Genomic DNA, 12,243 nt, shown 5'->3' with positions numbered 1-12,243 from the left:
GCGCCGGGTGTCGCATTTTTTGCCGGACGCAGCCCGTATAATCAGTACCGGCGTTTCCTGCGGTGTTCGAGAAGAGCTGACTGCCTTCGACCCTTAAATGCACTGCAGGGACCTGGGCCTGTCGGCAGCTTTGTGCATTGCCGCCACGAGCGGAAAGCCTGCTCTGCCACGGTCTGTCCCACCTTTCGCTCGGGTCCGAGAGCGACGGTTCGAGACGGCACATGCGGGAACGCCACCCTCCACCTCCCCCGGCCAGCATGCGGGGTGCCGCTGAGTGAAGGCGCTGCGCGCCAGCCTGCGCCGCCGCCGTGCACAGCTGCCACCGGCGCTGGTCAGCGCCCGCTCGGCCACCATAGCCCGCAGCCTCTGGCAACTGCCAATGCTGGCCCGCTGCCGCCGCATCGCCTGCTACGAGGCGGTCGATGGCGAGGTGGACTGCTCTTCCTTCATGGCGGCGGCGCTGGCCCGGGGCCGGCGGATCTACCTGCCGGTGGTGCATGGCCGCTCGCTGGTGTTCGCACCCTGGCACCCCGGCCTGCCCATGGCGCGCAACCGCTTCGGCATCCCCGAGCCGGCGACGGACCCCGCCACCTGGCTGCGGGGCACGCAGCTCGACGTTGTGCTGACGCCACTGGTGGCATTCGATGCGGATGGCCGGCGGCTCGGCATGGGCGGCGGCTTCTACGATCGCAGCTTCGCCTTCACGCGACAGCGCGGACGCTGGCGGCGTCCGCTGCTCATCGGCCTGGCCCATGAATTCCAGTGCGTGGCATCGTTGCCCGACCGTTCATGGGACGTCGGCATGCACGCGGTGGTGACGGAGAGCGGTGTCAGGTTGTTCTGAACCGCGTGCCATGCGCGGGCAATGATCGGCGGATGACCGATGCAAGGCGGATGCTCGCCGACAAAAAATCTGCGGACCAGTTCACTGTAATCAGTGGAATTTTGATTTCGGTTGTATATACTCAACCGCGGTTACCCCGACAGGAGACCAATGTCATGGCAAAGAAGAAGGCTGCTTCGAAGAAGAAGGCCAAGAAGAAGGCCAAGAAGAAGCGCTAGCAATAGCTGGCAAATCGCGGGAACCGGCAACGGTTCCCGCGGCTTCCCAAAAGGAAGTGTTTGATGAATGTGCCCGCCTCTGGCGGGCACATTTCTATCCGGGGTCCTTTGCGCACCACCACGCCGACTGCGGAATTCCCCGGGAAAATCGCTATCATCCGCAGCGGGACACAGGCAGGCCTCCACCCGACGGGAGCACGCATGGACCAGGGCCAGAAGAAGCGGCAGGTAGCCAGGGCTGCCATCGACCTCATCGAACCCGGCACCCGCCTCGGGGTGGGCACGGGCACCACGGTCAACCACTTCATCGAAGAACTGGCCCGGGTGCGTGACCGGGTGGCGAGCGTCACCGCCAGTTCGCGTGAGACCGAGCAGCGCCTCAAGGCCGCGGGCTTCGAGGTTGCGGAGCTGGCCGAGACCGGCGACCTCGACCTCTACATCGACGGGGCCGACGAGGCCAACAAGCACTTCCACCTGATCAAGGGCGGCGGCGGCGCATTGACCCGGGAGAAGGTGCTGGCGGCGGCATCGCGCCGCTTCATCTGCATCATCGACGACTCGAAATGGGTGGCGGTCCTCGGCAAGTTCCCGCTGCCGGTGGAAGTGGTGCCGATGGCCCAGTTCTACGTGGCGCGGCAGATGGTGCGGGCCCGCGGCCAGCCGATCCTGCGCAAGGGCTTCGTCACCGACAATGGCAACGTCATCCTCGACGTGCACCAGCTCTCGATCACCAACCCTCCGGACCTGGAAGCACGCTTCAACCAGATTGCCGGCGTGGTGACGGTGGGCATCTTCGCCAGCCGGCCGGCCGACGTGATCCTCATGGCCGAGGATGCCGGCATCAAGCGCTTCGACCGTCGATAGAAAAAAGCCCACCGCTTGGGGTGGGCTTTTTCCGGCCTTGGACTGGCTGGGGGACTAGGATTCGAACCTAGGTTAACGGAGTCAGAGTCCGCTGTCCTACCACTAGACGATCCCCCAACGACCCGGCGCGGATCGCGGGCGGGGGCGAATCCCGCCAGCCCCGATCAGCGCTTCGAGTACTGGGTGGCGCGGCGGGCCTTGCGGACGCCGACCTTCTTGCGCTCGACCTCGCGGGCATCGCGGGTGACGAAGCCGGCCCGGCGCAGGGCGCCGCGCAGGCTGCCGTCGTACTCCATCAGGGCCCGGGTCAGGCCGTGGCGGATGGCGCCGGCCTGGCCGGTCATGCCGCCGCCGCTGACCGTCACATCGACGTCGAAGCGGGTGGTGAGCTCGGTGAGCTCCAGCGGCTGGCGCACGATCATGCGCGCGGTCTTGCGGCCGAAGAACTCGTCCAGCGACCGGTCATTGACGGTGATCGAGCCCTTGCCGGGGCGGATGAAGACCCGCGCAGTGGAACTCTTGCGCCGGCCGGTACCATAAAAAGCCTGGGTAGCCATGAATTGCTCAACCTGCTTCAGGATCAGATTTCGAGGGGCTGGGGCTGCTGGGCGGCGTGGCTGTGCTCGGCGCCCGGGAAGACCTTGAGCTTGCGCAGCATCGCGGCCCCGAGGCGGTTCTTCGGCAGCATGCCCTTGACGGCGATGCGCAGCACGCGGTCGGGGGCCCGGTTCAGCAGGTGCTCCAGGCTCTCGGTCTTCATGTTGCCCACGTACCCCGTGTGGCGGTAGTAGGTCTTGTCCTTCATCTTCTGGCCGGTCACGCGGATCTTCGCGGCGTTCACCACGACGATGTAGTCGCCGGTGTCCACATGGGGCGTGTAGATGGGCTTGTGCTTGCCGCGCAGCCGCCGCGCGAGCTCGGTGGCCAGCCGGCCCAGGGTACGCCCGTCGGCGTCCACCAGGTACCAGCCACGTTTTACTTCTTCCGGCTTGGCAGAAATCGTTCTCATGGGCCTGTCTGCAAGGTGTCGGGACCCGCGTCGACCGCGGGCGCAAGGGCGGCGATTTTAATGGGCCTCCCCCCGCTTTTCAACGACAACCGGGCCCCGGAGTCAGGCCCCCGGAACGGGACCCCCCGTCCGGACCCGCTCAGAACTTGTATTCCAGCGAAATCGAGGTCTGGGTATCGGTCTTGTCGGTGCCGGGGAGCACATCCGTGTTGTGCTTGACCAGGTAGCCCAGCACCAGCGCCACGTTGCCGATGATTCCGGCCTTGAGCTCGGTCAGGGACTCGTAATAGGTGTTGTCGGAGCCGATGCTGCTCGACAGCTTCTCGCTGAACACCGCGTTTTCGCTGAGGTGCCAGTGGTAGTCCATGCCGATCCGGCCGATCATCTCGTTGTTGTCGGTGCCGTCATCGAGCCTGGACTGGGTGGCACCGACACCGGCTTCCAGTGCCAGCTCCTGGGTCTCGCTGCGGAACACCCGCCAGCCAAGGCCGGCCACCTCGAAGATCTGGTAGTCGTAGGAGCTGAAGCGGTCCTTGTTCCACTCGCCGAGGCCGAAGGCGTAGATGGCCTCGCGCAGGTCGTACTTGGTCTTGAGCTGGGCCTTGTAGGCCTCGGAACTGGTGTCGCCGTCGCGGCTGGCCCCCATGGCCGTGGCCAGCGCGCTGTGATGCCAGCGGTCCTGGTCGTACAGCACCTCGCTCTTCAAATTCGCCGTGGTGCTCTCTGAATTGCCTCGCACCGCCACGTAACCGGCGGCCACGTTGCCGGACCAGCCCTGCGGGACTTCCTTGCCCTTCTCGCCATGGGCAAAGGCTGGATGGACGGAAATCAGGCAGCCGAGTGCAGCCAGGATGGCCAGAACCTTGTGCAACTGGAGTCTCCCGAAGAAGGGTCAGGTCGTAGCGCCCGGAAGAACCGCGCCGGGCAGCCCGCATCGCGGCGCACTCTAATGGCGCGGCGCAGTCGCTGCAATACCGTCCGGCAGCCGGCCGCTGCGTATACTTGCCGGGTGGAAGCGCGCCAACCCGGCCTGATGGACCGCTGCATCACCGAGTTCGATGCGGCGCTGCGCACTGTCGCTGCTGCCGGTTCCCCGGACGAGCCTGCGACGCCTGCGGCGGCCCGCACGGGGCCGGAACCGCTGACCGCCAGCGAGCGCGACCTGTCCGCACGCCTGATGCGGGTCAACCACGCCGGGGAGATCGCCGCCCAGGCCCTGTACCGCGGTCAGGCACTGGTGACGCGTGACCAGGCCTTGCGCAGCGCGCTGCTGCGGGCCGCCGACGAGGAACACGAGCATCTCGTCTGGTGCCGCGAGCGGACGACCGCACTGGGCGCCGGCATCAGCCAGCTGACGCCCTTCTGGTATGCGGGTGCCCTGGCCATCGGCATGGCCGCGGGGCTGGCCGGTGACCGCCGCAGCCTCGGCTTCCTCGCGGAGACCGAGCGCCAGGTCACCGGGCACCTCGATGGGCACCTGGCGCGCCTGCCGGGACAGGACCAGACCAGCCGGCGCATCGTCGAGCGCATGCGGGCCGACGAGCAGGCCCATCGCCAGGAGGCACTCGACCGCGGCGGTGTCGAGCCGCCGGCCCCGGTGCGCCTCGCCATGCGGCTGGCCTCCCGGGTCATGACCACCGTGGCCTGGTATTTCTAGGCGGCCCGGGCCATGGGCGGTCCCTTCCGGGCGGTGAAGCCCGTGACGGCGTTCACGTTCCGCGCCCGGCCACCCACCCTGAGCCGCGCATCCTTGTGACCGCCCTCACATTTCAGGAATCCGGCTTGACATACTTCCGGCCTGCAGCCCTTACACTGCCTGCCTATTGAACATATCGCCATGCCTTGCGTCTCGTGGCGTGTGTAGATTGGGTCTTCGTTGTTGTTGTTGTTGTTGTTTGTCTCGAGGGGAGGGTGAGCCCATGGCTGCCAACGGAAGAATGCTAAGCGACATCCCGGCCATCAACCGGTTCCTGACCTATTGCCGTGTGCGCACGGTGCCGGGCAAGACGGTGATGATCCACGCGGGCGACACGCCCGACACGCTCTACTACATCATCGACGGCTCGGTCGAAGTGATGATCGAGGACGAGGATGGCAACGAGATGGTGCTGGCCTACCTCAACAAGGGCCAGTTCTTCGGCGAGATGGGCCTGTTCAACGAGCAGCCGAGCCGCAGCGCCTGGGTGCGCACCCGCGTCTCCTCCGAGATCGCCGAGATGACCTACCCGCGCTTCCGGCAGATCGCCAGCGAAAGCCCGGGACTGGTGTTCGAGCTGGCCACGCAAATGGCCACGCGACTGACGCGCACCAACCGCAAGCTCTCCGATCTCGCCTTCGTCGATGTCACCGGCCGCGTCGCCCACGCGATCCGCGACCTGTGCAATGAACCCGACGCCATGACGCATCCGCAGGGCATGCAGATCAAGGTGAGCCGCCAGGAGCTCTCGCGCCTGGTGGGCTGCTCACGCGAGATGGCAGGCCGCGTGCTCAAGGTGCTGGAGGACGAGGGGCTGGTCTCGGCCAGCGGCAAGACCATCGTGGTCTACAACGTCCGCCCGCAACCGAAGATCCGCGCCGTGCCGGCCGCCCCGGCCCCGGCCGCCGCCGCGAACGGCCAGTAAGCGTCCCTGACAGCGGCGGTCGTCGCCCTCAGGCGGCGGCCGCCACTTCCTTCCGCAGGCCGCGGATCGTCGCGGCGTAATCCGCGCTGCCGAAGATCGCCGAGCCGGCCACGAAGGTGTCGGCGCCCGCCTCCGCCGCCGCGCGGATGTTGTCCACCTTGATGCCGCCGTCCACCTCCAGGCGGATGTCGCGCCCCAGCGCCTCGATGCGCTTGCGCACCTGGCGCAGCTTGGGCAGCGCGGAATGGATGAACGACTGGCCACCGAAGCCGGGATTCACCGACATCACCAGCACGAAGTCGAGCTTCTCCAGCGTGTAGTCCAGCCAGCCGAGCGGGCTGGCCGGGTTCAGCACCAGGCCCGCCTTGCAGCCAAGCTTGCGGATCAGTTCGATGCTGCGGTCGACGTGGTCGCTGGCCTCGGGGTGGAAGCTGATCCAGCTGGCCCCGGCCGCGGCGAAATCCTCCACCAGCCGGTCCACGGGCCGTGTCATCAGGTGCACGTCGATGGGCGCGGTGATGCCATGCTTGCGCAGCGCGGCGCACACCAGCGGGCCGATGGTCAGGTTCGGCACGTAGTGGTTGTCCATGACGTCGAAGTGGATCTGGTCGGCGCCGGCATCGAGGACGGCACGGACCTCGTCCCCGAGACGGGCGAAGTCCGCCGAGAGGATGGATGGGGCGATCAGCGCGGGGTTGCGGGCCACGGCGGCCTCCTGCGGGGGAACCCGGCGCGATGGTAGCACGGGCCTAGCGGAAGCCCCGGTGCTCGCGCACCGCGTCATACGCCGCGCGGATCTCGCGCGTGCGCTCCTCGGCGATCTCGCGCATGGAATCGGGCAGCCCGCGCGCCGCCTGCTTGTCGGGATGGTGCTGGTTCATCAGGCGCCGGTAGGCGGTCTTGACCTCGCGGTCGCTGGCGCTGGGCTGCACGCCGAGCACCTGGTAGGCCTTGGCCAGGGCGTCGGCCCGCGGCGGTTCGCGGCCGGCATGGCCCGGGCCACCGTACTGGCCACGCCGCATGTGCAACAGGGTCTCGATCTGCGCGAGCGCCAGCGCGCCGAAGCCGAGCGCCGCGGCGATGCGCCCGAGGAGCACGCGCTCGGCCGCGCTGATCTCGCCGGTGGCGAGTGCGACATCGACCTGGATCTCCAGGAACAGCTGCAGCAGCTGTGGCTCGCTGCCGCAATACTCGCGCAGGCGCGCCACCTGGGCGTCCACCGGGTAGCCCTGCTCCTTGCCGGTGTTGAACAGGCGGATGGCCAGCTGGCGCTGGCGCTCGTCGAGCCGCATGCGCTGCATGACGCCGCGGGCCGCACCGATCTCCGCCTCCGAGACCCGGCCGTCGACCTTGGCGAGATGGCCCATGACGATGAAGGTGGTCTCGAAGAACACCCGTTGCCGGTCGGCCGCCGTGCCCGCGGCGCGCGGCTGCACCCGCAGCCCGCGGTCGAACTGATGGCCGAGGATGACGCCGATGACGGCACCGGGCAGCCGCGCCACCGCGTAGCCGAGCACGCCGCCAGCGAGTTTTCCGATCCAGGCCATCCGCCTCCATCCGCATTGACCAGGCATGCCCCTGCGGCGGGTTACCCGGCCTGCGGCACCGGCATACAATAGCGGGCCTGCTGCATCACTGGACGGAAATTGCACATGAGCGCGACGGCCGGGGAACCCGCGTTGTTCGAATCACGGCTGAGCGGACTGAAGCGCATCAGCCAGGGCAAGGTGCGCGACATCTACGAAGTCGACGCCGATCACCTGCTGATCGTCACCACCGACCGGCTCTCGGCCTTCGACGTGGTGCTGCCCACGCCCATCCCGGGCAAGGGCGAGGTGCTCACGCAGCTGTCCAATTTCTGGTTCGCGCGCATGCAGTCCCTGGTGCCGAACCATCTCACCGACCGCAGGCCGGAGGACGTCGTCAGGGATCCCGCCGAGCGCGCGCTGGTGGCGCGCCGCGCCAACGTCGTGCGCCGCCTGAAGCCGCTGCCGGTGGAGGCCGTGGTGCGCGGCTACCTGATCGGCTCCGGCTGGAAGGATTACCAGGCCAGCGGCGCCGTCTGCGGCATCGGGCTGCCGAAGGGCCTGCCGCTGGCGGCGCAGCTGCCCGAGCCCATCTTCACACCGGCGACCAAGGCGGAGATCGGCCAGCACGACGAGAACATCAGCTTCGCGGACATGGAGAAGCTGGTGGGCGGCGCTCTGGCGCGCAAGGTCCGCGACCTCGCCATCGGCATCTATACCCGCGGTGCCGAGTACGCGCGCAGCCGCGGCATCATCATCGCCGACACCAAGTTCGAGTTCGGGCTGGACGCTGCCGGCGAGCTTTACCTGATCGACGAGGTACTGACTCCCGATTCCTCGCGCTTCTGGCCGGCGGGCGAGTACCGCACCGGCATCAGCCCGCCGAGCTTCGACAAGCAGTACGTGCGCGATTACCTCGAGACGCTCGACTGGGGCAAGAAGGCGCCCGGCCCGGCGCTGCCCGCCGAGGTCATCCGCCACACCACCGCCAAGTACCGCCAGGCGCTGGAACTCCTGACGCGGCCGGCCTGAAGCCGGGCGACGGCGGAGCAGCCTCCCGGGGTCACCTGCCATCACAGGAACGACGCAGGCTTGAGCTTCAGCGGACGCATCGAGGGCTGGCTCTGGCACCCGCGCTGGAGCGCGCTGCCGGGCCTGCCGCGCCTGGCACTGGTGCTGGTCCGCTATGCCTACGCCCTGCTCCGCGATGTCATCGCCGGCCCGCTGACGCTGCATGCCATGGGGCTGGTGTACGTCACGCTGCTGTCGGTGGTGCCGCTGCTGGCGGTGAGCTTCTCGGTGGTCAAGGCCTTCGGCTTCCACCACCAGCTCGAACCGCTCCTCTTCGGTTTCCTCGAGCCGCTGGGGGCGCGTGGCGCGGAACTCACCGCAAGGGTCATCGGCTTCGTGGACAACGCGCAGGGCAGCGTGCTGGCAGGGGTCGGCCTGCTGTTCCTGTTCATCACCGCGCTCAGCATGGCGGGCCAGATGGAAGTCAGCTTCAACCGCATCTGGCGCGTCGAGCAGCCGCGCAGCCTCGGCCGGCGCGTGACCGAGTACCTGTCGGTGATCCTGGTGGGCCCGGTGGTGATGGTCACCGCCATGGCGATCATCGCCGGCCTGCGCAGCAATGCCCTGCTGCAGGCACTCGGTGGTTCACCCCTCGGCGCGATCCTCGGCATGCCGGCGACGATCCTGCCCTATGCGCTGGTGTGCGTCGGTTTCTCGCTGGTGTACTGGTTCGTGCCGAACACCAGGGTGCGGCCGGGCGCCGCGCTGGCCGGCGGCCTGCTCGGCGGCGTGCTGTGGGTCGGCACCGGGGTGCTGTTCGCCAGCTTCGTGGTCAATGCCGCGGCGACCATCAGCATCTATGCCACCTTCGCCATCGTCATCAGCGCCCTGTTCTGGCTGTACCTGTCCTGGCTGATCCTGCTGGTCGGCGCGCAGTTCGCCTTCTACGTGCAAAGGCCGGATTACCTGCGGGTGGGCTTCCGCCGCGCCGTGACCGGCACCGGGCAGATGGAAGCCGCCGCGCTGGCGGTGATGCTGCTGGTCGCCCGCGCCTTCCGCGCCGGCGCCGCACCCCTGCGGCCCGCCGACATCGCCGCGCAGACCGGGCTGCCCGGGCTGGCACTGGCGCCGGTGATCGCCAGGCTGGAAGCGGCCGGACTGCTCTCGCGCACTGCCGGCGAGGCGTTGCTGCCGCAGCGTGAGCTGGCCGGTATCCTCCTGCACGAGATCATGCAGGCGGTGCGCCATCCGACGGCCGCGGACATCGGCGGGGAGATCCGCTGGCCGGCGGCGGTGGCGGATCTCACCGCCCGCCTGGACAGCACGCTCGCCAATGCGCTGCGCGGTCGCAGCCTGGCGGATCTCGCCGACGAGATTCCGCGATCCAGCTCCTGAGGGCGGCGCGTCGGCTGGCTGGCGCTGTCGTCAGCTGCCTGTCAGGCGCCGCCGGACGAGGGCCAGCAGGCCGATCAGCGGGCCGAACAGCCATCCCGCAGCCGGAAGCGGCACGGCGGCGGCGGCGAAGTTCAGCTGCAGGCCGGCCTTGCCGCCGCTGGATGTCCAGTCGGCCGACTCGAATACCAGCGCCGAGCCGTTGAAGCTGGCCAGCGCCAGGTTGTAGTCGTCGATGCTCTGCTGGGCGCCGGCGATGACGTCATCACCACCGATCACGCGGCTGAAGGCGGTGCCGGGCCCGTAGGTCACGGTGCTGTTGTCAATATCATCGCCACCGAACAGGTAGTTGCCGCACATGCTGGCCCTGATCATGTTGCCAAAGCCGCCGTTGGTGCAGTTGTAGGCGGTGGAACCTGCGGCACTGCCGCCGACGATGTTGAGATCGGTGATGAAGCGGTCGAAATGCAGGCCGTTCCAGGTCGGCGAGGTCTGCACGCGGAACTGCGCCACCCCGGAACTCGACAGCTCGCCGGTGACGTCGTTGAACCAGAAGGTCGGCATCGCGATGCCGGCCACGTCACCGGAGAACGTCGGTGCTGGGTTGATCTTCCACGCGGTTGGCGCCCCGGATGCGCGACCCGTCAGGTGCGACACCGGAGTGACCTGGATGATCGCCGCGTCCACGCTTGCCGAGAGCGCCAGCATGGCAGTGGCCAGGACGAGATTTTTCATAATGCACCCCCGCTGTTCTGGTTTTCACCAAACCTAGCAGCGGCGCAACAGGCCGGTCAACCGCCTAGCTCCCGGCGATGGTCATTTCCCGCACCAGGATCGAGCCGCTGCGGATGCCGCCGCGCAGGTCCACGTCACCACCGACGGCGATGATGTCGCCGTATATGTCGCGCAGGTTGCCGGCGATGGTGACTTCGCTGACGGGGAAGCGGATCACGCCGCCCTCCACCCAGAAGCCGGTGGCGCCGCGCGAGTAGTCGCCGGTCACGGGATTGACGCCGCTGCCCATCAGCTCGGTCACCAGGAAGCCGGTGCCGAGTTCTGCCAGGAGCTCGTCGAATGCCGGTGCGCCCGTGCTGCTCGACACCAGCAGATTGTGCGTGCCGCCGGCATTGCCGGTGCTGGCCATGCCGAGCTTGCGCGCCGAGTAGCTGCCGAGCACATAACCCTGGATCACGCCGGCATCGACCAGGCGACGGTCGGCGGTCGCCACGCCCTCGTCGTCGTAGGGTGCGCTGGCCAGCGCCCTGGGCAGGTGCGGGCGCTCGTCGATGCTGACGTGCCCGGCCAGCACCCGTGTCCCGAGGCTGTCGAGCAGGAAGGAGGCGCGGCGGTAGAGCGCGCCACCGCTCAGCGCACCGACGAGATGGCCGATGAGCCCGCGGGCCAGGCGCGCGGGATAGAGCACGGGTGCGCGGCGGGTGTCGAGCTTGGTGGCGCCCAGGCGCGCCAGCGCACGGACGGCGGCTTCGCGGCCCACGGCGGGCGCAGCCGTGAGTTCCACCGGATCGCGCGCGGCGGTGAATTCGAAATCGCGCTCCATCTGCTGGCCCTGGCTGGCCAGCACGGCGCAGGAGAGGCTGTGGCTGGTTTCGCGGTAGCCGGCGAGGAAGCCGTGGCTGTTGCCGTAGGCCCGCGCGGCATCGTGGCTGCTGACACCGGCACCCTCGGAATTGGTGATGCGCGGATCGTGGTCCAGCGCTGCGGATTCACAGCGCGTGGCCAGTTCGATGGCGGCATCCGCATCCAGTGACCAGGGGTGCCAGAGATCGAGCTCGGGGATGTCGCGGGCCAGCCGGTCGGGCTCGGCAAGGCCTGCGCAGGCGTCCTCGGCGGCATGGCGCGCCAGGCTCGCCGCCTTGCGCACACTCTCCTCGATGGCGGCCGGGCGCAGGTCCGAGGTGCTGGCACTGCCCTTGCGCTGTCCGAAGTACAGCGTGATGGCGATGCCCTGGTCGCGGTGGTACTCGAGCGTCTCCACAGAGCGCATGCGCACCGTCACCGAGAGACCGGTGCCGGAGCTGGCGCTGGCCTCCGCCTGCGTGGCACCGAGGCTTCGGGCCAGGGCGAGCGCCCCGGCCACGCGGGCCTTGAGGTCCTCGACGTCATGTCCTGCGGATGGAGTACTCATGCCTGCCTGCCCTGCCAATCCGGGCGGCATTCTAGCAGGCAGGCGCACCCGCCCCGCTGGGGCTGCGGTATCATCGGCTGCTGCGGAAACGGCTGCAGGGAAAAGGGCGCTGCGGAACATGAAACCACTGGTCGGCATCCTCATGGGCTCGCGCTCGGACTGGGAGATCATGTCCCACGCCGCGGCGACGCTCGACGCGCTCGGCATCGCCCACGAGGTCAACGCCATCTCGGCCCACCGGGCACCGGATGCCATGGGCAGCTACTGCGAGGGTGCCCGCGACCGCGGCCTGAAGGTGCTGATCGCCGGCGCCGGCCTCGCGGCCGCCCTGCCCGGTTGCGCCGCGGCCAAGACGCCGCTGCCGGTGCTCGGCGTGCCGCTGCCCTCGCCCGCCCTCGGCGGCATGGACGCACTGCTGTCCATCGTGCAGATGCCGCCCGGGATCCCGGTCGGCACGCTGGCCATCGGCAAGGCCGGGGCCATCAACGCCGCGCTGCTCGCCGCGGCCATCCTCGCGCTCGGTGACGAGCGCATCCGCGAGGCGCTGGACGCCTACCGCGCGAAGCAGACCGCCACGGTGCTCGCCAACTCCGATCCGCGCTCGGGCTGAAG

Annotated in this window: 15 protein-coding genes, 1 tRNA gene and 1 other RNA gene; 9 read left to right on the top strand and 8 right to left on the bottom strand. The window is 68.6% G+C overall.

The features are described from left to right. Positions 1-51 precede the first annotated feature (51 nt). The 4 genes from ssrS (at position 52) to rpiA (ending at position 1,926) form a co-directional block, all read left to right on the top strand. A non-coding RNA gene (gene ssrS / locus HRU81_00450) (6S RNA) lies at positions 52-234 on the top strand. Positions 235-274: 40 nt separating this feature from the next. Next, positions 275-844 carry a 5-formyltetrahydrofolate cyclo-ligase gene (locus HRU81_00445; GenBank protein QOJ30703.1) on the top strand — a complete coding sequence of 190 codons (570 nt, stop codon included), beginning with the start codon at positions 275-277 and terminating at the stop codon, positions 842-844. Positions 845-876: 32 nt separating this feature from the next. Continuing rightward, entirely contained in the window at positions 877-1,062 is a 186-nt protein-coding gene (locus tag HRU81_00440; protein QOJ30702.1) for a hypothetical protein, read from the top strand. Positions 1,063-1,263: 201 nt separating this feature from the next. Then, positions 1,264-1,926 carry a ribose-5-phosphate isomerase RpiA gene (gene rpiA, locus HRU81_00435; GenBank protein QOJ30701.1) on the top strand — a complete coding sequence of 221 codons (663 nt, stop codon included), beginning with the start codon at positions 1,264-1,266 and terminating at the stop codon, positions 1,924-1,926. A 43-nt stretch (positions 1,927-1,969) separates the two neighbouring features. On the opposite strand, the gene HRU81_00430 is transcribed toward rpiA, so the two are convergent. The 4 genes from HRU81_00430 to HRU81_00415 all read right to left on the bottom strand — a co-directional run bounded on the left by HRU81_00430 (position 1,970) and on the right by HRU81_00415 (position 3,806). Further along, a tRNA-Gln gene (locus HRU81_00430) sits at positions 1,970-2,043 on the bottom strand. A gap of 47 nt (positions 2,044-2,090) precedes the next feature. Next, positions 2,091-2,483 carry a 30S ribosomal protein S9 gene (gene rpsI, locus HRU81_00425; GenBank protein QOJ30700.1) on the bottom strand — a complete coding sequence of 131 codons (393 nt, stop codon included), beginning with the start codon at positions 2,481-2,483 and terminating at the stop codon, positions 2,091-2,093. Positions 2,484-2,506: 23 nt separating this feature from the next. After that, a complete protein-coding gene (gene rplM, locus HRU81_00420; GenBank protein ID QOJ30699.1) occupies positions 2,507-2,935 on the bottom strand; it encodes a 50S ribosomal protein L13 in 429 nt (142 codons plus the stop codon). 139 nt (positions 2,936-3,074) lie between these two features. Beyond that, complete coding sequence (locus HRU81_00415) at positions 3,075-3,806, bottom strand: DUF481 domain-containing protein (GenBank protein ID QOJ30698.1); 732 nt, start codon at positions 3,804-3,806, stop codon at positions 3,075-3,077. Positions 3,807-3,968: 162 nt separating this feature from the next. On the opposite strand from HRU81_00415, the gene coq7 reads away from it, so the two are divergent. Both coq7 and crp read left to right on the top strand, forming a co-directional pair. After that, a complete protein-coding gene (gene coq7 / locus HRU81_00410; protein ID QOJ33212.1) occupies positions 3,969-4,592 on the top strand; it encodes a 2-polyprenyl-3-methyl-6-methoxy-1,4-benzoquinone monooxygenase in 624 nt (207 codons plus the stop codon). A 280-nt stretch (positions 4,593-4,872) separates the two neighbouring features. Next, positions 4,873-5,556 (top strand): cAMP-activated global transcriptional regulator CRP, encoded by a 684-nt coding sequence (gene crp, locus HRU81_00405; protein QOJ30697.1) that lies wholly within the window; start codon positions 4,873-4,875, stop codon positions 5,554-5,556. A gap of 28 nt (positions 5,557-5,584) precedes the next feature. On the opposite strand, the gene rpe is transcribed toward crp, so the two are convergent. Beyond that, positions 5,585-6,340, bottom strand: a complete 756-nt coding sequence (gene rpe / locus HRU81_00400) for a ribulose-phosphate 3-epimerase (protein QOJ30696.1) — start codon at positions 6,338-6,340, stop codon at positions 5,585-5,587. Further along, entirely contained in the window at positions 6,306-7,103 is a 798-nt protein-coding gene (djlA, locus tag HRU81_00395) for a co-chaperone DjlA (GenBank protein ID QOJ30695.1), read from the bottom strand. The genes rpe and djlA overlap by 35 nt, the downstream gene beginning before the upstream one ends. 105 nt (positions 7,104-7,208) lie before the next feature. On the opposite strand from djlA, the gene HRU81_00390 reads away from it, so the two are divergent. Next, positions 7,209-8,114, top strand: a complete 906-nt coding sequence (locus HRU81_00390) for a phosphoribosylaminoimidazolesuccinocarboxamide synthase (protein ID QOJ30694.1) — start codon at positions 7,209-7,211, stop codon at positions 8,112-8,114. Between the two features lie 60 nt (positions 8,115-8,174). After that, a complete protein-coding gene (locus HRU81_00385) occupies positions 8,175-9,488 on the top strand; it encodes a YihY family inner membrane protein (protein ID QOJ30693.1) in 1,314 nt (437 codons plus the stop codon). Between the two features lie 30 nt (positions 9,489-9,518). On the opposite strand, the gene HRU81_00380 is transcribed toward HRU81_00385, so the two are convergent. Together HRU81_00380 and pmbA are read right to left on the bottom strand one after the other, a co-directional pair. Then, positions 9,519-10,220 carry a hypothetical protein gene (locus tag HRU81_00380; GenBank protein ID QOJ30692.1) on the bottom strand — a complete coding sequence of 234 codons (702 nt, stop codon included), beginning with the start codon at positions 10,218-10,220 and terminating at the stop codon, positions 9,519-9,521. A 64-nt stretch (positions 10,221-10,284) separates the two neighbouring features. Continuing rightward, entirely contained in the window at positions 10,285-11,631 is a 1,347-nt protein-coding gene (gene pmbA / locus HRU81_00375; GenBank protein ID QOJ30691.1) for a metalloprotease PmbA, read from the bottom strand. Positions 11,632-11,749: 118 nt separating this feature from the next. Between pmbA and purE the strand changes: the two genes are divergently transcribed. Beyond that, entirely contained in the window at positions 11,750-12,241 is a 492-nt protein-coding gene (gene purE, locus HRU81_00370) for a 5-(carboxyamino)imidazole ribonucleotide mutase (GenBank protein ID QOJ30690.1), read from the top strand. Positions 12,242-12,243: the final 2 nt, after the last annotated feature.

The organism is Gammaproteobacteria bacterium (genome assembly GCA_015709695.1).
GTDB lineage: Bacteria > Pseudomonadota > Gammaproteobacteria > Steroidobacterales.
The sequence above is the reverse complement of the archived record's forward strand: the minus strand, read 5'-3'. Positions and strand labels throughout refer to the sequence as shown.

Excerpts from the sequence above, each read along its gene's own strand:
- crp (QOJ30697.1), top strand. The coding sequence starts at position 4,873 with ATGCTAAGCGACATCCCGGCCATCAACCGGTTCCTGACCTATTGCCGT.
- rpe (QOJ30696.1), bottom strand. The coding sequence starts at position 6,340 with ATGACGCGGTGCGCGAGCACCGGGGCTTCCGCTAGGCCCGTGCTACCA.
- HRU81_00390 (QOJ30694.1), top strand. The coding sequence starts at position 7,209 with ATGAGCGCGACGGCCGGGGAACCCGCGTTGTTCGAATCACGGCTGAGC.
- purE (QOJ30690.1), top strand. The coding sequence starts at position 11,750 with ATGAAACCACTGGTCGGCATCCTCATGGGCTCGCGCTCGGACTGGGAG.
- rpiA (QOJ30701.1), top strand. The coding sequence starts at position 1,264 with ATGGACCAGGGCCAGAAGAAGCGGCAGGTAGCCAGGGCTGCCATCGAC.
- pmbA (QOJ30691.1), bottom strand. The coding sequence starts at position 11,631 with ATGAGTACTCCATCCGCAGGACATGACGTCGAGGACCTCAAGGCCCGC.
- djlA (QOJ30695.1), bottom strand. The coding sequence starts at position 7,103 with ATGGCCTGGATCGGAAAACTCGCTGGCGGCGTGCTCGGCTACGCGGTG.
- coq7 (QOJ33212.1), top strand. The coding sequence starts at position 3,969 with ATGGACCGCTGCATCACCGAGTTCGATGCGGCGCTGCGCACTGTCGCT.
- rpsI (QOJ30700.1), bottom strand. The coding sequence starts at position 2,483 with ATGGCTACCCAGGCTTTTTATGGTACCGGCCGGCGCAAGAGTTCCACT.
- HRU81_00380 (QOJ30692.1), bottom strand. The coding sequence starts at position 10,220 with ATGAAAAATCTCGTCCTGGCCACTGCCATGCTGGCGCTCTCGGCAAGC.
- rplM (QOJ30699.1), bottom strand. The coding sequence starts at position 2,935 with ATGAGAACGATTTCTGCCAAGCCGGAAGAAGTAAAACGTGGCTGGTAC.
- HRU81_00440 (QOJ30702.1), top strand. The coding sequence starts at position 877 with ATGACCGATGCAAGGCGGATGCTCGCCGACAAAAAATCTGCGGACCAG.